The sequence below is a fragment of the Mycobacterium sp. ITM-2016-00318 genome, assembly GCF_002968285.2.
Classification (GTDB): Bacteria; Actinomycetota; Actinomycetes; order Mycobacteriales; family Mycobacteriaceae; genus Mycobacterium.
In genome coordinates this window covers 456,700-476,523 of the sequence record NZ_CP134400.1, presented here as the reverse complement: position 1 = coordinate 476,523, position 19,824 = coordinate 456,700, and the positions used below count along the sequence as shown (strand labels likewise).

22 protein-coding genes and 1 pseudogene are annotated in these 19,824 nt (G+C 67.3%); 12 read left to right on the top strand and 11 right to left on the bottom strand.

Annotated features, from left to right (window positions below; genetic code table 11):
• Positions 1-45: 45 nt before the first annotated feature.
• Positions 46-906 carry an SDR family oxidoreductase gene (locus C6A82_RS02195; protein ID WP_105348694.1) on the top strand — a complete coding sequence of 287 codons (861 nt, stop codon included), beginning with the start codon at positions 46-48 and terminating at the stop codon, positions 904-906.
• Here the strand turns inward: C6A82_RS02195 and C6A82_RS02190 are convergent.
• The 6 genes from C6A82_RS02190 to C6A82_RS02165 are packed head-to-tail and all read right to left on the bottom strand — an operon-like array spanning position 876 to position 5,001.
• A complete protein-coding gene (locus C6A82_RS02190) occupies positions 876-1,280 on the bottom strand; it encodes a hypothetical protein (RefSeq protein WP_105348696.1) in 405 nt (134 codons plus the stop codon). The two genes, C6A82_RS02195 and C6A82_RS02190, sit on opposite strands and share 31 nt — an antisense overlap.
• Positions 1,281-2,513 carry an O-succinylhomoserine sulfhydrylase gene (locus C6A82_RS02185; RefSeq protein ID WP_105348697.1) on the bottom strand — a complete coding sequence of 411 codons (1,233 nt, stop codon included), beginning with the start codon at positions 2,511-2,513 and terminating at the stop codon, positions 1,281-1,283. It abuts the gene before it with no gap.
• A complete protein-coding gene (locus C6A82_RS02180; protein WP_105348699.1) occupies positions 2,510-2,923 on the bottom strand; it encodes a rhodanese-like domain-containing protein in 414 nt (137 codons plus the stop codon). The genes C6A82_RS02185 and C6A82_RS02180 overlap by 4 nt, the downstream gene beginning before the upstream one ends.
• A gap of 19 nt (positions 2,924-2,942) precedes the next feature.
• Positions 2,943-3,350 (bottom strand): lumazine-binding protein, encoded by a 408-nt coding sequence (locus C6A82_RS02175; protein ID WP_105348728.1) that lies wholly within the window; start codon positions 3,348-3,350, stop codon positions 2,943-2,945.
• Between the two features lie 47 nt (positions 3,351-3,397).
• Positions 3,398-4,669, bottom strand: coding sequence for a formate-dependent phosphoribosylglycinamide formyltransferase (purT, locus tag C6A82_RS02170; RefSeq protein WP_105348700.1), 1,272 nt, complete (start codon positions 4,667-4,669; stop codon positions 3,398-3,400).
• Between the two features lie 23 nt (positions 4,670-4,692).
• Positions 4,693-5,001 carry a UBP-type zinc finger domain-containing protein gene (locus tag C6A82_RS02165; RefSeq protein WP_105348702.1) on the bottom strand — a complete coding sequence of 103 codons (309 nt, stop codon included), beginning with the start codon at positions 4,999-5,001 and terminating at the stop codon, positions 4,693-4,695.
• Between the two features lie 28 nt (positions 5,002-5,029).
• On the opposite strand from C6A82_RS02165, the pseudogene C6A82_RS02160 reads away from it, so the two are divergent.
• Both C6A82_RS02160 and C6A82_RS02155 read left to right on the top strand, forming a co-directional pair.
• A pseudogene (locus tag C6A82_RS02160) lies at positions 5,030-6,615 on the top strand (Na+/H+ antiporter).
• Positions 6,616-6,706: 91 nt separating this feature from the next.
• Positions 6,707-7,942, top strand: coding sequence for a glycosyltransferase (locus tag C6A82_RS02155; protein ID WP_105348704.1), 1,236 nt, complete (start codon positions 6,707-6,709; stop codon positions 7,940-7,942).
• Here the strand turns inward: C6A82_RS02155 and C6A82_RS02150 are convergent.
• On the bottom strand, positions 7,899-8,375 hold the full coding sequence (locus tag C6A82_RS02150) for a MarR family winged helix-turn-helix transcriptional regulator (RefSeq protein WP_105348706.1): 477 nt from the start codon (positions 8,373-8,375) through the stop codon (positions 7,899-7,901). The two genes, C6A82_RS02155 and C6A82_RS02150, sit on opposite strands and share 44 nt — an antisense overlap.
• A gap of 64 nt (positions 8,376-8,439) precedes the next feature.
• Here C6A82_RS02150 and C6A82_RS02145 point away from each other — a divergent pair, with 64 nt between their 5' ends.
• The 4 genes from C6A82_RS02145 to C6A82_RS02130 are packed head-to-tail and all read left to right on the top strand — an operon-like array spanning position 8,440 to position 12,642.
• Entirely contained in the window at positions 8,440-10,488 is a 2,049-nt protein-coding gene (locus C6A82_RS02145; protein ID WP_105348707.1) for an MMPL family transporter, read from the top strand.
• Positions 10,442-11,236 (top strand): alpha/beta fold hydrolase, encoded by a 795-nt coding sequence (locus C6A82_RS02140; protein WP_105348709.1) that lies wholly within the window; start codon positions 10,442-10,444, stop codon positions 11,234-11,236. The genes C6A82_RS02145 and C6A82_RS02140 overlap by 47 nt, the downstream gene beginning before the upstream one ends.
• Positions 11,237-11,245: 9 nt before the next feature.
• Positions 11,246-12,451, top strand: a complete 1,206-nt coding sequence (locus C6A82_RS02135) for a cytochrome P450 (protein WP_105348711.1) — start codon at positions 11,246-11,248, stop codon at positions 12,449-12,451.
• Positions 12,448-12,642, top strand: a complete 195-nt coding sequence (locus tag C6A82_RS02130; RefSeq protein WP_105348713.1) for a ferredoxin — start codon at positions 12,448-12,450, stop codon at positions 12,640-12,642. Before C6A82_RS02135 ends, C6A82_RS02130 begins: the two co-directional genes overlap by 4 nt.
• Here the strand turns inward: C6A82_RS02130 and C6A82_RS02125 are convergent, their stop codons facing one another.
• The 3 genes from C6A82_RS02125 to C6A82_RS02115 are packed head-to-tail and all read right to left on the bottom strand — an operon-like array spanning position 12,643 to position 15,229.
• Positions 12,643-13,308 carry a hypothetical protein gene (locus C6A82_RS02125; protein WP_233217148.1) on the bottom strand — a complete coding sequence of 222 codons (666 nt, stop codon included), beginning with the start codon at positions 13,306-13,308 and terminating at the stop codon, positions 12,643-12,645. It abuts the gene before it with no gap.
• Positions 13,305-13,937 carry a PaaI family thioesterase gene (locus C6A82_RS02120; protein WP_105348714.1) on the bottom strand — a complete coding sequence of 211 codons (633 nt, stop codon included), beginning with the start codon at positions 13,935-13,937 and terminating at the stop codon, positions 13,305-13,307. Before C6A82_RS02120 ends, C6A82_RS02125 begins: the two co-directional genes overlap by 4 nt.
• On the bottom strand, positions 13,934-15,229 hold the full coding sequence (locus C6A82_RS02115) for an adenylosuccinate synthase (RefSeq protein WP_105348716.1): 1,296 nt from the start codon (positions 15,227-15,229) through the stop codon (positions 13,934-13,936). Before C6A82_RS02115 ends, C6A82_RS02120 begins: the two co-directional genes overlap by 4 nt.
• A 78-nt stretch (positions 15,230-15,307) precedes the next feature.
• Here C6A82_RS02115 and C6A82_RS02110 point away from each other — a divergent pair, with 78 nt between their 5' ends.
• Genes C6A82_RS02110 through C6A82_RS02095 form a run of 4 tightly spaced genes read left to right on the top strand, consistent with a single transcriptional unit; the run spans position 15,308 to position 18,456 of the window.
• On the top strand, positions 15,308-15,907 hold the full coding sequence (locus C6A82_RS02110) for a peptidase M50 (RefSeq protein ID WP_105348717.1): 600 nt from the start codon (positions 15,308-15,310) through the stop codon (positions 15,905-15,907).
• A 4-nt stretch (positions 15,908-15,911) separates the two neighbouring features.
• Positions 15,912-16,721 (top strand): SDR family NAD(P)-dependent oxidoreductase, encoded by an 810-nt coding sequence (locus C6A82_RS02105; RefSeq protein WP_105348719.1) that lies wholly within the window; start codon positions 15,912-15,914, stop codon positions 16,719-16,721.
• A 19-nt stretch (positions 16,722-16,740) separates the two neighbouring features.
• The gene (locus tag C6A82_RS02100; RefSeq protein WP_105348721.1) at positions 16,741-17,520 is read left to right on the top strand and encodes a site-2 protease family protein; all 780 of its coding nucleotides are present in this window, start codon (positions 16,741-16,743) and stop codon (positions 17,518-17,520) included.
• A gap of 42 nt (positions 17,521-17,562) precedes the next feature.
• The gene (locus C6A82_RS02095; protein ID WP_105348722.1) at positions 17,563-18,456 is read left to right on the top strand and encodes a cation diffusion facilitator family transporter; all 894 of its coding nucleotides are present in this window, start codon (positions 17,563-17,565) and stop codon (positions 18,454-18,456) included.
• A gap of 3 nt (positions 18,457-18,459) precedes the next feature.
• On the opposite strand, the gene C6A82_RS02090 is transcribed toward C6A82_RS02095, so the two are convergent.
• Positions 18,460-18,876, bottom strand: a complete 417-nt coding sequence (locus C6A82_RS02090; RefSeq protein ID WP_311101628.1) for a DUF3151 domain-containing protein — start codon at positions 18,874-18,876, stop codon at positions 18,460-18,462.
• Between the two features lie 93 nt (positions 18,877-18,969).
• On the opposite strand from C6A82_RS02090, the gene C6A82_RS02085 reads away from it, so the two are divergent.
• Complete coding sequence (locus tag C6A82_RS02085) at positions 18,970-19,824, top strand: DUF4878 domain-containing protein (RefSeq protein WP_105341455.1); 855 nt, start codon at positions 18,970-18,972, stop codon at positions 19,822-19,824.

Genomic DNA, 19,824 nt, shown 5'->3' with positions numbered 1-19,824 from the left:
CGCACCGCTTCCAACACAAACTTGACACCTGTAAAATTTGGTCGCATGGACAACATCTCCGGTAAGACCATCGCGATCACCGGCGCTGCCCGCGGCATCGGGTTCGCCACCGCCAAAGCGCTGCTGGCCCGCGGTGCGCGGGTGGTCATCGGGGACCGCGATGTGGCCTTCGGTGAATCAGCGGTCGCCGACCTCACCACGCTCGGGCCGGTGTCGGGCTACCCGCTCGACGTCACCGACCGTGAGTCGTTCGCCACCTTCCTCGACAAGGCCCGCACCGACGGCGGCGGCCACATCGACGTGCTGATCAACAATGCCGGCGTGATGCCGATCGGGCCTTTCCTCGAACAGTCCGAACAGTCGATCCGCTCGTCCATCGAGGTCAACCTCTACGGCGTCATCACCGGATGCCAGTTGGCGTTGCCCGACATGATCTCCCGGCGCCGCGGCCACATCATCAACATCGCGTCGCTGTCGGGCCTCATTCCGGTCCCGGGCCAGGTGGTCTACGTCGGAGCCAAGTTCGGTGTCGTCGGCCTCACGGCCGCACTCGCCGACGAGGTCGCCTCGCACGGGGTGGACGTCTCGGTCATCATGCCGCCGTTCACCAACACCGAGTTGATCTCGGGCACGGCGTCCGGCGGCGCCATCAAGCCGGTCGAACCCGAGGACATCGCGGCCGCCATCGTCAAGACGCTCCAGAAGCCGAAAACCCATGTTTCCGTGCCGCCTCCGCTGCGCTTCACCGCACAGGCCGCGCAGATGCTCGGTCCGCGCGGACGGCGGTGGCTCAACAAGCGCCTCGGCCTCGACAGCGTGTTCTTGGACTTCGACCGCGACAAGCGGCAGGGCTACGAGCAGCGCGCCCAGGCGGCTCAGGGCGTCGTCGAATCTCCGGACCGGTAGGCCTCGATCACGTCGATGCGCTCGAAGAACTCGTCGGGCTTCAGCAATTCGTCCTCCGCCGTCCCCACCCGGATCAGATGCACGAACTCGGCGTTCTCCGCCACGTGCATCCAGATCGTGGTCACCGGCTCGAGACCCTCGCCGACCTCCGCGCCCGATGGTGGGTAGAACCAGATGACGAACTCGTCATCGGACTGGTCGTCGTCGAAAGCCCAGCCCCGCTCGGTGATTCGCGTGTCGAAATTTTCCAGGCCCTCGACGAGTTCGACGTCGTCGACGATCCCGTCGAGCACGGTGTCGGGAATCCAGTTCGCGTCCCGTGAGGCCTGCCGCTTGGCACGGCGGGCCTTCTTCGCATCCGACTTTCGCGACACCTAGCCCAGCGCCCGGTCCAGATCGTTGATGAGATCCTCGGTCCCCTCGAGACCCACCGAGACGCGGACCACCCCGTCGCCGAGGCCAATCGCCGCGCGACCCTCTGGACCCATCGCCCGATGCGTCGTGGTCGCAGGGTGGGTGATCAGTGACTTCGCATCGCCGAGGTTGTTGCTGATGTCGATGATGTTCAGCTTGTCGAGCACCTCGAAGGCGCGTTCCTTGGTACCGCCCTTCAGCTCGAAGGTGACAACCGTTCCGCCGCCGGTCATCTGCCGCTTGGCGAGGTCGTACTGGGGATGCGACTCGAGGAACGGATAGCGCACCCAGCTCACCGCGGGGTGGTTCTGGAGGAACTGCGCGATGCGCTGTGCGGAGTCGTTGCTGTGCTGCACCCGAACCGCCAGCGTTTCCAGGCCCTTCAGCAACACCCACGCGTTGAACGGGCTGAGCGCTGGCCCGGTGTGCCGCATCAGCTTCTGCACGGGCTCGTCGATGTAGGTCTTGTCGCCGAGAATCGCGCCGCCGAGCACACGACCCTGCCCGTCGATGTGCTTGGTGCCCGAGTACACCACCACGTCGACGCCGAGCGGGAAACCCTGCTGCAGGATCGGAGTGGCGAACACGTTGTCCAGCACCACTTTCGCACCCGCACCGTGGGCCATCTCCGACACCGCCGCGATATCGACCAGCGACTGCATCGGGTTGGACGGCGTCTCGAAGAACACCGCCTGGGTCGGTTTCGACAGCGCCTCTTCCCACTGCGACAGGTCGTCGCCGTCGACGAACACCGTCTCGACGCCCCACCGCGGAAGAATCTCGTTGCACACTATGAAACAGGAGCCGAACAGGCTGCGCGCCGCGACCAGCCGGTCACCTGCGGCCAGCAGCGCGCCCAGCGACGTGAAGACGGCGGCCATCCCTGTCGCCGTTGCGAAAGCTGCTGGTGCACCCTCGATCAGCCGCAGCCGCTCCTCGAACATCGAGATCGTGGGGTTGCCGTAGCGCGAGTACACGTAGCGGTCGATCTCGCCGGTGAACGCCTTCTCCGCCTCGGCCGCGCTTGAGTACACATAGCCCGACGTCGGGTAGATCGCTTCTGATGTCTCCTCGAATCCGGACCGCAGCAGGCCGCCGCGTACCCCGATGGTGGCCTGACTGACACCCTCGGGCAGCTCCGCCGGAATGCGCACCGACGGCACATCCTTGCCGGATGAGTCGGGTGAACTCATGACTGCTTCCACGGCAGGCCGATGGCCTTCCAGCCGGTGCCGCCGCGATGCTTGTTGTCGTCTAGGTCGCCTTCGAATCCGTCCAACACGTTGTACGACGGCGCAATCCCCGCCGCAGTCGCGGCCTCCGCGGCCCCGATGGAACGGTTCCCGGAGCGGCACAGGAAGACAACGGGGCGGTCGTCGGGTTCAACGCCAGCTGCGACGAGGTCGTCGACGAAACCCTCGTTGCGGCTGCCGTCGGTTCGGTTCCACTCGACGTAGACCACCTCGCGGCCGAGCTCCGTCAGATCAGGTACACCGACGAAGCGCCATTCTGCATCGGTGCGGCAGTCCACGAGCACGGCTTCGGGGTCATCGTTGAGTATCTTCCAAGCCTCTTCAGGCGTGATGTCTCCCGCGTAGCTCACGGTCGCGAGTGTCCCATACCTAACTGGGACCGGTCGAACAGACCTTCCATGCTCCGTCCTCGCGTACGAAGGTCATCGGAACAGGCTTTTTGTCGTCCTTCGCCTTGTCGAAGTGATAGGTCACGGTCGCCGTCGCGCGGTCCCCTTCGATCTTTACGTCGGTGACGTCGTCGACGAAGCGCGCACCGCGCTTGGCTGCCGAATCACGTTGACGCGCAAGGATGTCGGCTTCCTTGCCCCGCTCCGCGACGCACGTGTAGGTGCTGAAGTCGGCGTAATTCTCCCGCTGCAGGGCATCGTTCTGGCCGACGGCGGCCGTGCCGACCCGTTGATCCTCCGGTATCCGGTCGTCGGAGAAAACGCTGAACAACCAGATTACGATCACGACGACCACAATGATTGCCAGAGCACCGAGGAACGGGGCCATCGTCGGCCGGTCGGGCGCCCCGTCGGCCTGCTCTTCTGACGGCACGGCTACCAGAGTTTGCGCAGCACGCCGGTGACCCGGCGCACCCTGTCCCGTGCGGTCACCACGTCGGGCGCGGTGGCCAACGCGAGTCCGAGACGGCGGCGGGGTTCGGTTTCGTCGGGCCGGTTGAACAGGCGAGCATCGCTCTCGGCGACGGCCAGCGCGTCCCCGAGCACCGCGTTGACGTTCTCCGGCGCGATGTCGACCGGTGCCGACTCACCGCCGGCATATGTGACCTCCGCTGCGCCCGGCGAAATCATGATGGTGTCGACGTGCAGCCCCAGGATCGCCCGCGCGTGCAGCTCGAACTCCGAAAGACGTTGCGTCCGAAGGGTCACAAGGCCGCTGTCGTGTGGCCGCATGCGGACGTCGGAGAAGTACACCTCGTCGCCGCGCACCAGCAGCTCGACACCGAAGACGCCACGCCCGCCCAACGCGTTGACGATCCGGGCGGCTATCGACTTGGCGGCGTCGAGCGCGGGCGCGGACAGCTGCTGCGGCTGCCACGACTCGAGCGCGTCACCGTCGCCCTCGCGGTGGCCGATCGGCTCGCAGAAGTGCAGCGCAGGCCCGGTCGGCCCAGTGGTTCGCACCGTGATCAGGGTGATCTCGACGTCGACCTCGACTACGGTCTCGGCGAGCACCCGGTTCTGCGGCACCCGGCCCGCCGCCACCGCGCGCTGCCAGGCGGCGTCGACGTCGTCGATGCGCAGCAGCACCGATCTGCCCTCGCCGGGCACACCCGCAACCGGCGTCACCACCAGCGGGAAGCCCGCGTGGTCGGCCACCGCGCTGAGTTCGTCGACTGAGCCGGCGAACCAGAACGGCGCGGTCGGCAGACCGAGTTCGTCGGCGGCGAGCCTGCGCATACCCTCGCGATCCTGCGCCATCCGCACGCTGCGCGGAGTCGGGAAGACCTCGAGCCCGCGCTCGGCGGCGGCGACCAGTGCGTCGACCGCGATGACGCCCGATTCGGCCACCACGTACAGCGGGTTCGCCCGGTCGATGATCGCGGTCAGCGCCTCGGCGTCGTTCATCTTCACGACGGCCGCGCGATCGGCGACACCTTGTGCGGGCGCGTTCGCGTACCGGTCGACGGCGATGACCTCGCGACCCAACCGCTGAAACGCCAGGGTCAACTCTCGGCTCAACTCGCCGGAGCCGAGCAACATCACCGCTTTCGGCTCGTCACGCGCCGCGATCGGCTTACTGTCGGTCGGGTCCTCGGCCGGCGTGTCCTCGGGCGCGGGTTCTTCAGACTCAGTGATTTCGCTCATCGCCCGTCAAGACTGCCAGATGTTCAGCCGAGCCGGACGTCGATGTAGCACCATCGCCAATCCTCGCCCGGCTCCACCGATCGCATGACGGGATGGCCGGTTGCGCGGAAGTGTTCGCTGGCGTGCTGATGCGGGCTCGAGTCACAGCATCCGACGTGACCGCACGTCACGCACATCCGCAGATGCGCCCACGTGTGCTCGTCCAGGTCGGCGCAATCCTGGCATTCTCCGGGAGTAAGAGGCGCGGCTTCGGAGGTTGCAGCGCAGAGGTGCGGGCACAGCTTCGGCGCTGAGCGCGCCCCGGAATCGCGTCCGCGTGAACTCTTGCGCATGCTGACCAAGGATAGGAGGTGGGTGGAGGTGCAAGGCTCACTGCTCGCGGTGCTGGTGCTTTCGGTCCTGCTGGCCGCGCTCGCGCGCCGCTACGACGTGTCGGCGCCGCTGGCACTGGTACTCGCCGGGCTGGTGGTGAGCACCATTCCCGGGTTCACCGACATCCAGCTCGAACCAGAACTCGTCCTCTACGTCCTGCTGCCGCCCCTGCTCTGGCCGGCCGGCCTTGAGAGCAGCTACGTCGGCCTGAAGAACAATCTTCGGCCGATCGGGCTGCTGGCCGTCGGGCTGCCGTTGGCGACGACGTTCGCGGTCGGCTTCGTCGCGTACAAGACGGTGCCGGATCTCACGATCGCCGCCGGGCTCACTCTGGGTGCGATCGTGGCGCCTCCCGACGCGGTGTCGGCGACGGCGGTGGGCCGGCGACTCGGCCTCCCGCGTCGCATCATGACGCTGCTCAGCGGCGAAAGCCTGCTCAACGACGCGACGGCGCTGACCGCTTACAAAGTAGCGCTGGCCGCCGCGATCGGCACCGCGGCCACCTGGGGCGGCGGTCTCGCGACATTCGCACTCGCCGCGGGCGGCGGCGTCGTGATCGGGCTGGCGATGGGCTTCGTCATCGCGTTCATCCGGTGGCGGCTCAACGACCCGCTGGTGGAAAGCGCCGTCGGTCTCGTCGCGCCGTTCGTCATCTATCTCACCGCGGAGGAAGCCCACGGCTCGGGGGTGCTCGCGGTGGTGGTCGCGGCGCTCATCCTCGGGCAGAAGTCCTTCCACGCCGGCTATGAGACCCGGCTGCAGGACCAGGCGGTGTGGAAGGCGCTCCAGCTCGTGCTGGAGTCGTTCGCCTTCCTGATGATCGGCCTGCAGCTGCCGGGCGTCATCGACGAGATTCGGGGCATGCCGTTCACCACGATGCTGACCTACTCGCTCGCGGTGCTGGCGACGGTCATCGGGGTGCGCATCCTGTGGGTGTACGCGTTCGCCTATCTGCCGCGGACGCTCTCGCCGCGAATCAGGGCGCGCGAGACCGCGCCGACGCTATCGAGGTTTTCGTCGTGGCCTGGGCGGGGATGCGCGGGGTGGTCTCGTTGGCGGCGGCGTTCGCGGTGCCGCTGACGACGCTGTCGGGCGAGCCGTTTCCCGGTCGCAGCCACATCGTGTTCCTCACGTTCGTCGTGGTGATCGGCACGCTGCTACTGCACGGCCTTACCCTGCCGTGGCTGATCAGAAAGCTCGGAGTGCAGGGCGACGAGGTTCGCACCGACGCAATTGCCACGGCCGCAGCGCAGGAGAAGGCCGCGAGGGCGGCGGCCGACCGACTCGACGAGTTGCTCGCCGAGTCCGATACGACCGAAGCGGAGCGCGCCGCAGAAGTGTTGCGGGCGTGGAACACTCGCCGCCGCAATTCCGCGTGGGAGCGTCTCGGCCGCACCGACGAGGAGATCGGCGAAAGCCCGACGGCGGCGTTCCGGCGGCTGCGGTTGGAGATGCTGGCCGCCGAACGCGCGGCGTTCATCGCCGAACGCGACAACGGACACATCGACGACGAAGTGCTGAGGTCGGTGCTGCACGGGCTGGATCTCGAGGAAGCGACGCTCAACCGGACCTGACTGGCGGGAGCCTTGTTTCCTTCCCACTTCAACGTATATCGCATGGGGGGTCTTGCGGCAAGACCCCCGTCATGCCCCAGAATCGCCGGCTATGACTCGTGTGTTGTTGTCTACCTGGGGATCACGCGGAGACGTCGAGCCGATGACGGCGTTCGCGGTGGAATTGAAAAAGCTCGGCGTCGAGGCGCGCATCTGCGCACCACCGGACTTCGCCGACCTTGCGGAACGCGCGGGCGTAGCGCTGATCCCACTGGGGGATTCGCTGCGCAACCTGCTGCACGGCGACAAGCCGCTGACGCCCGCCGATGCGCCGCGAACGGCGGCCCGGCTCGTGGACTTGCAGTTCGACATCGTGGGCGAAGCCGCGAAGGGGTGTGACGCCGTGGTGGCGTCGGGGCTGATGCCTGCCGGGCTGCGGACGATCGCCGAGGTGCTCGACGTCCCGTACGTGCTCGTCGCACTGCATCCGTGTCCCATCCCGTCACCGCACCATTCGCCGCTGCCGCGGCCCGGCAAGCCGTTCCCGCCCGGCGCGGACAACCAGACGATGTGGCAGGTGGACGCCGAACGGGTGCAGGCGCTCTACGGCGAACCGCTCAACGCCCACCGGGCGGCGCTGGGATTGCCGCCGGTGGCCAATGTGCGCGACCACGTGTTCACCGCCCGACCCTGGCTGGCGGCCGATCCCATCCTCGCGCCGTGGCCCGGCTCCCCCGACTTCGCCGTGGCGCGGACCGGCGCATGGATCCTGCCCGACCGTCGGCCTCTGCCAACGGACTTGGCGGAGTTCCTCGAATCCGGCGCACCTGCGGCGTACGTCAGCATGGGCAGCGTGCGCGCGCCGGACGACGTCGCACGGGTTGCCATCGATGCGGTGCGCGCGCAGGGTATGCGCGTCGTCGTCGGCCGCGGCTGGGCCGACTTGGCGCTGATCGACGACCGTGACGACTGCTTCGCCGTCGGGGAGGTCAATCATCAAGCGCTGTTTCGCTGCGTCGCCCCCGTCGTCCATCATGGCGGCGCTGGCACCACGACGACGGCAACCGCAGCGGGGGTACCTCAGGTGGTGGTGCCTCAGTTCGCTGATCAGCCTTACTTCGCGAGGCGGGTGGCCGATCTCGGCATCGGCGCCGCACACGACGGGCCGACGCCGACGGCCGACTCGTTGTCGGCCGCGCTGGCGACAGCGCTGACGCCCGACATCCGCGCACGTGCGGAAGCGATGGCGGGCCGGATCCGGACCGATGGCGCGTCGGTGGCCGCCGAGCGGCTCGTCGCCCAGATCACGGCTCGTCGAGCTGCGCGCGAAATGCCCGCATCGCGGTGATGACCGCGGTGAAGGTTCGGTGGGCCGCGGCGAGGTCCGTGTCCGGCAGTTCCGCCATTGCCCGCTGATTGTGTTCGGCCAGCGGGGTGAAGAAGTCGCGGGCGACGGTCCGCCCGACGTCGGCGACGCGGAGGATCACCTTGCGGCGGTCGGAGGGATCCGACTCCCGCAGGAAGTGGCCTGAGGCGATCATCCGCTCGACCAGGTAGGTGATGGCCGCACCCGACACCCCCATTCGGCTTCGCAGCTCGCCCGCGGTGAGCGGCGCTCCGGCGGTTTCGGCGACCATGACATGCAGCAGCGCACGAAAGTCGTTGGCGGTGACGTCATGCCGGCCGGCGAAGTGCCTGCCGATCTCATCGGACTCGGCTGTCAACGCCCGCATATCTGTCGCGATCAGCGCCTCCAGCTCGATACGGTCGGCATTAGCCACCCGTCGAGCATAACCTCAGAAAGTTCATTTGCTTAATAATTCAGTCCCTGAAATATTAGTGGTCATGACCGGGCGTTTCTCGTGGCTGTTGGCACTGGCCGTGCTCATCGTTTCCGGAGCGCTGCTCGGATTGATCGGCAGCGACGACTCCAGCCAGCAGTCGCCGGTACCCGTACCGACCGGCGCGGAGTCGACGCGTGCGAACGACCTGCGGGCACAGTTGCCGGGCGGTGACACGGTGCCCGCCATCCTCGTCTTCAGCCGCACCGACGCAGGCCCCCTGTCCCCCGCGGATCTCGGCGCGATCAGACAACAGCCCGTGGTGGCGGCCGACGACGGCAAGGCAGCGGTGGCGACCGTGCCGTTGGACGCCGGATTGTCCGGCTTCGCGCTGGGCGACGCGGTGAAGGACCTGCGCGCGACGGCGGGCGACGGTCTGCCAGACGGAATGAAGGTCGAGGTCACCGGCGGCCCCGCCTTCGGCGCCGACATCGCCGACTCGTTCTCCGGTGCCAACATCACACTGCTTGCGGTGACCGCGGTCGTGGTGGCGCTGCTGCTGATCGTCACCTACCGCTCGCCGGTGCTGTGGCTCGTGCCGCTCGCGGTGATCGGCTTCGCCGATCGCGTCGCCGCCGTCGTCGGCAGCGCAGTCGCCCAGGGGTTCGGGATGACACCGGACGGCTCCACCTCCGGCATCACCAGCGTGCTGGTGTTCGGGGCGGGTACGAACTATGCCCTGCTGTTGATCTCGCGGTACCGGGAAGAGCTGGGCCGCAACGAAAATCACCGCGAGGCACTCAAGGTGGCTGTGCGCCGGGCCGGCCCCGCGATCCTGGCGAGCAATGCCACCGTGGTGCTCGCGCTGTTGACCCTGGTGCTCGCCTCGTCGCCGAGCACCCGAAGCCTCGGCGTGCAGGCCGGGGCGGGCCTGGTCGTGGCCGCGGTGTTCGTGCTGCTTGTCCTGCCGCCCGCGCTCGCGTTGTTCGGCAGGCGGCTCTTCTGGCCGTTCGTCCCGCGGGTCGGCGCCCAAGCTCTCACCGACAGCGGTGTCTGGCACCGGATCGCCGACGCGGTGGCGCGCAGACCCGCCCGGGTCACCGCGGTGGCGATCGCTGCACTGCTGCTGCTCTGCCTCGGAATCACCACCACACCGGTCGGCCTCTCACAGACCGAGCAGTTCCGCGTCCAGGCCGAATCGGTGAGCGGATTCGAGACGCTCGCCGCCCACTTCCCCAGCGGCCTTACCGATCCGACCCGCGTCATCGCCTCGACGGACAAGACCCAGAAGGTGGAGGCGGCGATCACCTCGACACCCGGGGTGGTGTCGGCTGATCCGGCAGGCGCATCATCGGACGGCATCAGCCAATGGTCGGTGGTGCTGAGCGCTGAACCCGCATCCGACGACGCGTTCAAAACAATTGATGCACTCCGGGTTTCGGTTCACGCCGCTGATCCCGACGCGCTGGTCGGTGGATCAGACGCTGCGGCGCGCGACGCGAGCGCGGCGGCTGCCAGGGACAGGCTTGTCATCATCCCGGCCATCCTCGTCGTGGTGCTGGTCGTGCTCTACGTGTTGCTTCGGTCGGCACTCGCCCCGCTGATCCTCGTCGCCGTCACGGTGCTGAGCGCACTTGCCGCGCTCGGACTCGGCGGCTGGGCGAGCGTGCACATCTTCGGCTTCCCCGCACTCGACAACACCGCGCCGCTGTTCGCGTTCCTGTTCCTGGTCGCGCTCGGCGTCGACTACACGATCTTCCTCGTCACCCGCGCCCGTGAGGAGACACCCGGACACGGGACCCGACAGGGCATCATCCGGGCGGTGTCGGCGACGGGCGCGGTCATCACCAGCGCCGGCATCGTGCTGGCCGCGGTGTTCTGCGTGCTCGGCGTGCTGCCGCTGATCGTGCTCACCCAGATCGGCATCATCGTCGGCCTTGGCATCCTGTTGGACACGTTCCTGGTGCGCACCGTGATCATCCCCGCGGTGTTCACACTGATCGGGCCGCGGATCTGGTGGCCCGCCCTCCGCGACGCGGACTACGGTTCGAGCGGTGGAAAGTCACATGGTCGACACCGCGCTGGGGCAACTGCGCGTTCAGACCCGCGGTAGCGGCGAGGCCATGATGTTCTGGCCCAGCCTCCTGATGACCGGTGATATGTGGGCGGCGGCGGCCGAACACTTCGCCGACCGCTGCCGCGTGATCCTGGTCGACCCGCCGGGTCACGGCCGGAGCCAGAAGCTGACCGCGATGTTCGATTTCGCCGACTGCGCACGTTCCATCGTCGACATCCTCGATGCGCTCGGCGAGCCGCGGACGCACTTCGTCGGCAACTCGTGGGGAGGCATGATCGGCGGCACGTTCGCCGCGCTTCACCCCGACAGGATCTCCCATGCCGTGCTGATGAACTGCACCGCGTCGGCCGCTGGCACACGGCAGAAGCTCGAGTACGGGTTGCTGCTGCGGATGGCCACACTGCTCGGCGGCATCCGGCCGCCGCTGACCCGCTCCGTGCTCAAGGCGTTCCTCGGCCCGACCACCTTCGCCACCCGCCACGAGGTCGTCGAATTCGTCCGCGACACCGTGGCCGACGTCGACATCGAGTCCGCATCCTTTGCGGTGCGCAGCGTGGTGCCGGCTCGGCCCGATCAGCGTTCGCTCTTCGCGAACATCTCGACGCCGGTACTGGTCGTCGCGGGCGCCGAGGACGCCACCTTCCCGGTGCCGGAAACCCTCGCAATGGCCGAGGCGATACCGGATTCCGCGGTCGCGGTGCTCGACGGTGTCGCCCATCTCGCCGGGCTGGAGAACCCGCCGCTGGTGAACAAGCTGATCGATGACTTCGTGTTCCGCGAGTAGCGTCAGGTTATGACCGAAGCCCCTGAGCTGCCGCCGCTGCACATGCGGCGCGATTCGTTCAGTCCGACGCCGGAACTCGGCGCGATCCGCAAGACGGAGGGCGTGCGCGAGTTCATCAACGCCTTCGGAATGCAGTCCTTCCTGATCACCCGGCACGAGGACATCAAAGCCGTTCTCTCCGACCACGAGCGGTTCTCCAACGAGCGTCCGGTCGGCTTCGCGATACAGGGTGTCCCACAGCCCTCCGAAGAAGAAGCAGCGTCGAACCGCGCTGGCAATCTGCTCGGCCTCGACCCGCCGGAGCATTCGCGGCTGAGGCGCATGCTGACGCCCGAGTTCACCATCAGGCGGATGAAGCGCCTCGAACCGCGCATCGTCGAGATCGTCGACGCGCAGCTGGACGCGATGGCGAAAGCCGGTCCACCGGTCGACCTTGTGGAGAACTTCGCGCTGCCCATTCCCTCGCTGGTGATCTGCGAACTTCTCGGGGTGCCGTACGACGACCGAGGCGACTTCCAGCGGCGCAGCGCACGACAACTGGATTTCTCCATCCCGATCCCCGAGCGCCTGGAACTCCAACGGGAGGCACGCGCCTACATGACGACGCTGGTCGCGCGGGCGCGGCGACAGCCCGGCGAGGACATCCTCGGCATGCTGGTGCGCGAGCACGGCGACGAGCTCACCGACGGTGAGCTGGTCGGTGTCGCGGGACTGCTGTTGCTCGCGGGCCACGAGACCACGTCGAACATGCTGGGACTCGGCACGCTGGCGCTGCTGCGCCACCCCGAGCAGCTGGCCGCCGTGCGCGACGATCCCGACGCCATCGGCCCCGCGATCGAGGAACTGCTGCGCTGGCTGTCCATCGTGCAGACCGCGATCCCGCGCATCACGACGACCGATGTGGAGATCGCGGGCGTGACGATCCCTGCAGGCAAGCTGGTCTTCCCGTCGATGCCGTCGGGTAACCGCGACGGCGACTTCATCGACTCGCCGGAAGTGCTCGACATCTCCCGCGGCGCGCCGGGCCATCTGGCTTTCGGGCACGGGGTGCACCACTGCCTCGGCGCACCGCTGGCGCGGATGGAGATGCGCATCGCATTCCCCGCACTGCTGCGGCGGTTCCCGAATCTAGCTCTCGCCGAGGACTTTTCCGATGTAGCGTTCCGCAGCTGGAACTTCATCTACGGCTTGAAGTCATTGGAGGTGGGCTGGTGAAGGTGCACGCCGATCGCGAAGTCTGCATCCAGGCGGGTAACTGCGTGATGGTCGCCGACAGCCTCTTCGACCAGGATGACGACGGCATCGTGGTGGTGCTCGCCGACGAAATCCCCAGTGGCGAGGAGGACAAGGCGCGCGAGGCGGTCAAGCTCTGCCCGTCCCAAGCGCTGACGATCGCACAGGAGTGACTACCTGTCGCCATCTCGATCGAGGTCGATGACCCCGGCCCGCACCAGCAGTAGCAGGCTCACGATCAGCACCCACACCGGAAAGGCCAGGGTCATCCACATGCTGAAATCAGTGGCCAGCAGAATGCCAAGGGCCAGAACATAAGTCACGAGAACCAACCAGCGCGGCATGAGCCCGGTCTTGAGCCAGACGGTGGCCAGCGAGATCATGAACACCGCGCCCATTCGCAGCGCATAGGTCTTGGTCAACGCGATCAACACCATCTGCCCGAACGTGGCCACCTCCGCATGCGCGGCCGCGTCGACGACATCCCTACTGCTGGCTGCCAATCCGGCACCGATAGCTGCGGCCGTGAACATCATCGCCAGAAACATCAGCGCGGCGCCGATGAACACCGACGAGAAGAACTTGTCCTCGAGCCGGCCGAACCCATCGCGCACCACGCCGATGAACCACAGAAACGCGATGCCCGCGAACGGCATCAAGATGGCCGCCACCCTCATCTTCTGGCTGCCTGCGTCCAGCCACTGCGCGCCCTCCTCGGCGCCCGCGGGCAGCGCGGTCCGGATCAGAATCAGCGCGCTCCCGAACAACAGCCCGAACAACACACCGGCCAGCGCCGCCGCGCGAGGGGTGGTCAGCGGGTGCGGCAGCTGCGTCGTCACGGCTGACCCGCCAGCAGGCGGATCATCAGCCCATTGGCCTCGGCCAGCAGGTTGTCGTCGGGGTCACGCAGTTCGGCGTTGACGAACGCCTTGCGGCCCTCGGTGTCCCGCACCCAGCCGCGCATCGTCAACGGGGTATCGATCGGCGTCACCTTCCGGTAATCGACATGAAGGAAACCGGTCCGGCTGATCGGCCGTCCGGAGGCGTGAATCACCATGCCGAACATGGAGTCGAACATTAACGGCAAAACACCACCGTGTACCGCGTAATTGCCGCCTACGTGAAACCGGCTGAACTGCACGGTCAGCTCCACGCCGTCGGATTCGAACTTCGTCACCGCATACGGCGGCATCAGCAGGCTGCCCGAACCCGGAAGGGCCGGCACCCTGTTGGCGGGGCCGACGCCCTCGGGCGCCTCGAACGGATCGAGCAGCTTCACCAGTTTCTCCGCGAGGTCGGCAGCCTCGTTCCAGCTGTCGGTGTCGGGGTCGGCCGACACTGCGAGGTCCTGCGTCCGCCGCATCGCCGCGAGGAATCGGCCGAAACCCGGACCCGGTTGCGCCGCTTCGAAGTTCGGGAATCCGCCGTGCTTGTCGTAGTCGGGATCTTCCAGTCGCGGATCGGTCACGAGGGCGCCAAGATGTCGCGACGCACGATCGTCTGGTCACGCCCGGGTCCGACACCGATGCACGAGATATGGGCGCCGGCAAGCTCTTCCAGCCTCAACACGTAATCGCGGGCCTTCGCGGGCAGGTCGTCGAACTCGCGCGCCGTGGAGATGTCCTCCCACCAACCGGGCATCTCTTCGTAGATCGGTTCGGCGATGCCGATATCGCTCTGCGTCATCGGCATGTCGTCGGTGCGCTTGCCGTTCACCGTGTACCCGACGCAGATCGGCACGGTCTCCAGGCTGGACAACACGTCGAGCTTGGTCAGGAAGTAATCGGTGATGCCGTTGACCCTGGTGGCGTAGCGTGCGATCACCGAGTCGAACCAACCGCAGCGGCGTCGCCTGCCGGTGGTCACGCCGAACTCGCCGCCCGTCTTGGACAGGTACTCGCCCATCTCGTCGAACAACTCGGTGGGGAAAGGACCAGAACCGACCCTCGTGGTGTACGCCTTCAGAATGCCCAGCACCGTGGTGATGCGCGTCGGCCCGATGCCCGACCCGACGGCCGCGCCGCCCGCGGTCGGATTCGACGATGTGACGAACGGATACGTGCCGTGATCCACGTCGAGCAGCGTGCCCTGCGATCCTTCGAGCAGCACAGTCTCGCCGTTGTCGAGTGCGACGTTGAGCAGCCTGCGGGCGTCGGCGATGCGATGCCGGAAACCCTCGGTCTGCGTCAGCAGGCTGTCGGTCACCTCTTCGGGTACCAGCGCCTTGCGGTTGTAGATCTTGACCAGCACCTGGTTCTTGAATTCCAGTGCCGCTTCGATCTTCTGGGCCAACGCGGCCTCGTCGAGCACATCGGCGACCCGGATCCCGATGCGGGCGATCTTGTCCTGGTAACAGGGCCCGATGCCGCGGCCGGTGGTGCCGATCTTCTTGCTGCCCGCATACCGCTCGACCACTTTGTCCATGGCGACGTGATACGGCATCAGCAGGTGGGCGTCGGCGGAGATCAGCAGGCGTTCGGTGTCGACGCCGCGGTCCTCGAGCCCTTTGAGCTCGTCGAGCAGCACGCCGGGGTCGACGACCACGCCGTTGCCGATCACATTGGTGACGCCGGGCGTGAGGATGCCCGACGGAATGAGATGCAGCGCGAAGTTCTCGCCCGTCGGAAGGACGACGGTATGGCCGGCGTTGTTGCCGCCCTGGTATCGCACGACCCACTGGACGCGACCACCGAGCAGATCGGTGGCCTTCCCCTTGCCCTCGTCGCCCCACTGAGCGCCGATGAGCACGATTGCCGGCATGGCGTTTCTCCCGCTTATTGTGTTTCAGCCGGTGAGCCACTGTATCCGACCTGACCTCCAGGTACCCGAAGGAGCGCGTTGAGCACGACTGATGTCGCGGTGTTGCTGTTCGGCGGCCGACGCCCGCCTCGGCCACTGGCCGGTCTTCACGCACGAAAGGCCGACGGACGAGACGACATCGACGCCGCGGCGGCCTGCGCCAGCCGGCTGATCGTCGTCGGTTCCAACGCGGATGTGGCGTCGGTGCTGACCCGGCTGCTGCGGACCGACCGGCTCGACGTCGAAGTCGGCCGCGCCACCGGATGGTGGACGGCACGGCGGGTGAGACGCGGTAGGGCGCAGCGGGTGCCGTTGATCCGGGACGACACCGGCCACGTCATCGTCGGCGCGGCGGAATGGCGCGGTGCCGACGGTGAACCGCTGCGCGGCGAGGCCGTCGTCGACGACACCCAGCTGTTCGACGGCGAGGTCGCAGGTGTCCGCATCGAACCGACACAGGCCATGCCAGGGCTTCGCGCGTGCGTTGTTCGCCCAGGCGTGCGGCAGTGGTCGGCAGGACGGGCCGCTCAGCTCGGCACGCCGGGCGCGGTGGTGGTCCGCGACGAGCGGGAGGCGCAAGAAATCGTTCGCCGATCTACGTTTTATCGCCACACACAGGGTTGGCTGCTGGTGAGATAGGCGCGTGCGAATCATCGTTACCGGAGGCAACAGCGGTGTCGGCAGGGAGACGGCGACGGCATTGGCCGCAGCGGGCCACAGAGTGTTGATCGCGGCGCGCGACGTCGAGAAGTCCGAGCGGGCCGCAGCGGACATCGCCGGCGACATCGAGGTCGCCCATCTCGATCTGGCCGACCTGACCAGCGTGCGCAAATTCGCCGACTCGGTGGACGCCGTCGACGTGCTGGTGAACAACGCAGGCGTGCTCGGCCTTCCGCTGTCGCGGACGGCCGACGGCTTCGAGACCCACATGGGGACGAACTATCTCGGCCACTTCGCGCTGACCTGCCTGCTCGGCGACCGGATCACCGACCGCGTCGTCTCCGTCACGAGCATGAACCACATGTTCGCCAAGTTGCATCTCGACGATTTGAACTGGCACACCCGTCCGTACTCCAAGTGGTCGGCCTACGGCCAGTCCAAGCTTGCGGTGATGCTGTTCACCTATGAACTGGCCAGGAAGGGCGTGCGTGCGATCGTCGTCGATCCCGGCGGCGCCGACACCAACATCGTGCGCTACAGCGGCGGCTACCTGGCCTGGTCATCGAAGCAGGCCCTCTTCAAGGACTTGCCGCAGAGCGCCAAGACCGCGTCGCGCTCCAGCGTCATGGGTGTGACGGCGGACCTGCCGGCCGGGACGTATCTCTGCCCGGTGTTCAAGCAGTTCGGCAAGCCGCGGGTGACCAAGCCGCTGAAGAAGGCGCGCGACGCACAGACCGCACGGCAGCTGTGGAAGCTGTCGGCCGAGCTGACCGAATGCGACTGGCCCACCTGAGCACCGGTAGCTTCGTGAGGTGAACGTTCCCGTAGTGGCCGGGTCGGTGCGGCCGAGCCCCATCTTTCTGGCCATCGTCGCGATCACCGCGGCCGGTGGCGTGGTGGCATGGCAGGCCGCCGACAGCATCGAGCCGTTGGCCTACGTCGGCGTCTTCGTATTGGTCATCGCCGGCTGGGTGGTGTCGCTCTGCCTACACGAGTTTGCCCACGCCTTCACCGCGTGGCGCTTCGGCGACCACGGCGTCGCGATGCGCGGATACCTGACGCTCAACCCGATGAAGTACACGCATCCGGTGCTCTCGCTTCTGCTGCCGATCATCTTCATCGCGCTCGGCGGCATCGGCGTCCCGGGCGGGGCGGTGTACGTGCGAACCGACTTCATGACCAAGTGGCAGAAGACAATCGTCAGCCTCGCGGGTCCGTTCACCAACATCGTGTTCGCCGTGATCCTGCTCGCGGCGACGGCGCTGTTCTACGACCCCGATCACATGGTGTTCTGGGCAGGCATGGCGTTCTCCGGCTTCCTTCAGGTCACAGCCGTCGTGCTGAACCTGTTGCCGGTGCCCGGCCTTGACGGCTACAGCGCACTGGAACCGCATCTGAGCGCCGACACCCAGCGGGCGCTCAACCCCGCCAAGCAGTGGGGCCTGTTCATCCTGCTGATCCTGTTCATCGCGACACCGTTGAGCCGGTACTTCTTCTCGGTTGTGACCTGGTTCGTCGACATCTTCGGTGTCGACAGGTTCCTCGTCGGCAACGGTCTGGGCCTCACCCAGTTCTGGTCGGCCTGGATGTAGAGCGTCTTGCGACACATGCGTCTTTACGCATAGATTGGCCGCATGGGTGCGGACCATGATCACGGGGGCGCCGACACCCGCGTCAGCCGGATGCTCATCGCCGCGGGCATCCTGTCGGTCTTCTTCGTCATCGAGCTCACCACCGCGCTGCTGATCAACTCGATCGCGCTGCTGGCCGACGCGGGCCACATGCTCACCGATCTGGTCGCCATGTTCATGGGCCTGACCGCGGTGCTGGTGGCCCGGCACGGCAGCGCGTCGGCCAAAAGGACCTACGGCTGGCACCGCGCCGAGGTGTTCACCGCCGTCGCCAATGCCGTGCTGCTGCTGTTCGTGGCGGGTTTCATCCTCTACGAGGCGGTCGACCGGTTCGGCGATGCACCCGACATCCCCGGTGTGCCGATGATCGTCGTCGCGCTCGCGGGGCTGATCGCCAACGCCATCGTGGTGCTGTTGTTGCGCTCGCACTCCGAGGGCAGCCTCGCCGTCAAGGGCGCCTACATGGAGGTCGTCGCCGACACCGTCGGCAGCATCGGCGTGCTGATCGCGGGCATCGTGACCGTTACCACGCGCTGGCCGTACGCCGACGTCGTCGTCGCCGTCCTGGTCGCGCTCTGGGTGCTGCCGCGCGCCATTTCGCTCGCGCGGGCGGCGCTGCGCATCCTGTCCGAGTCGTCACCGAGCCACATCGACGTCGAGGAGCTTCGCAAGGCGCTCTGCGCGCTCGACGGCGTGACCGAGGTGCACGACCTCCACGTATGGACACTGGTGCCCGGCAAGGACATGGCCACCGCGCACCTGACGTCCACCGCCGACTCGGCGAAGGTGCTCGACGAGGCCAAGGCCGTACTCGCCGCCCGCGGCCTCGAACACGCCACCGTTCAGATCGAGACTCCCGACGCCGCGGGCGACTGCAACTGCGAGGCGAGCTGGTGAGGTCTAGGTGAGGCCGAGTTCGCCGCGCGCCGCGGGATCGCAGTCGTCGAGCAGGTCGAGGCAGCGCGCGTACTCGTCGGACTCCCCGATCGCGTCCGCGGCCTTCGCGAGCACCGCCACGCACCGCAGGAAGCCGCGGTTGGGTGCGTGCGAATACGGCACCGGCCCGAACCCCTTCCAGCCATTGCGGCGCAACTGGTCAAGCCCGCGGTGATAGCCGGTGCGCGCGTAGGCGTACGCCGTGATGACCTTTTCGTCGGCCAGCGCATCCTCGGCCAGCGCCGCCCACGCCACCGAAGCCGTAGGGTGGGCGGCGGCCACGATCGCCGGTTTCTCCTCGGCTTCGAGTTCCGCCTCGGCCGCACTGTCACCGGGAAGACGGACCGGATCCGGTCCCAGAAGATCACCCATCCGCGTCATACGCCTATTGTGCCGTGGGGCAATTAAGCTCGGACAGAGACCACGTCGGCCGAGCCGACAGACGTTGATCGGCACGGGAGGACTGCTGCAGGGATGTCGAACCCATCAGGGCCCGAGCACGGAGACGAACCGGTCGTGGGCTCAGCCGACAAGCCCGCCGACGCCGAGCAGCCGGCCGGACAGACGCAGCCGCCGCAGGGCGTCCACGACGCCCCCACCCAGGCGGCCCCGATCGTCGAGGAGCATCCCACCGAGGTGATGGCGGTCGAAGAGACCGGCACGATCGACACGGGCCCGCCGACCGAGGAGGTGGCTGCCGAGCGGCGGTACACCGCGCCGTCCGGTATGGACTCGTCGGCGACGAAGTTCATCGAGAAGACTGCGGACCCCGCGACGGAGATCATCTCGACGCCCACCGAACCGCTATCGCCCAACAAACCGGTTGCGCCACAGACGATTCCGCCGCGCACAGACGTACCCCCGCCGCCACCCCCGCAGGGTCGCAGGCGCAGCTGGGGCTGGGTCGTAGCGCTCATCCTGGTCATCGCCGCGCTCGCCGCCGTCGCGATACTCGGCACGCTGCTGCTGACCCGCGACTCCGAGTCCAAGGAGTCACAGGAGGAGATGGTCCGCTCGACGATCGAGAACTTCGACGTCGCGGTCCAGAACGGTGATCTGGCCACGCTGCGCAGCATCACCTGCGGCACCACCCGTGACAGCTACGTGAACTACGACGAGCGGGCCTGGGCCGACACCCACGCCAGGGTGGCGGCGGCCAAGCAGTACCCGGTGGTGTCCAGCATCGACCAGATCGTCGTCAACGGCGATCACGCAGAGGCCAACGTGACCACGTTCATGGCGTACGCGCCGCAGACCAGGTCGACCCGCAGCTTTGACCTGCAGTTCCGCGACGACCAGTGGAAGATCTGTCAGGCGCCGAGCGGCTAG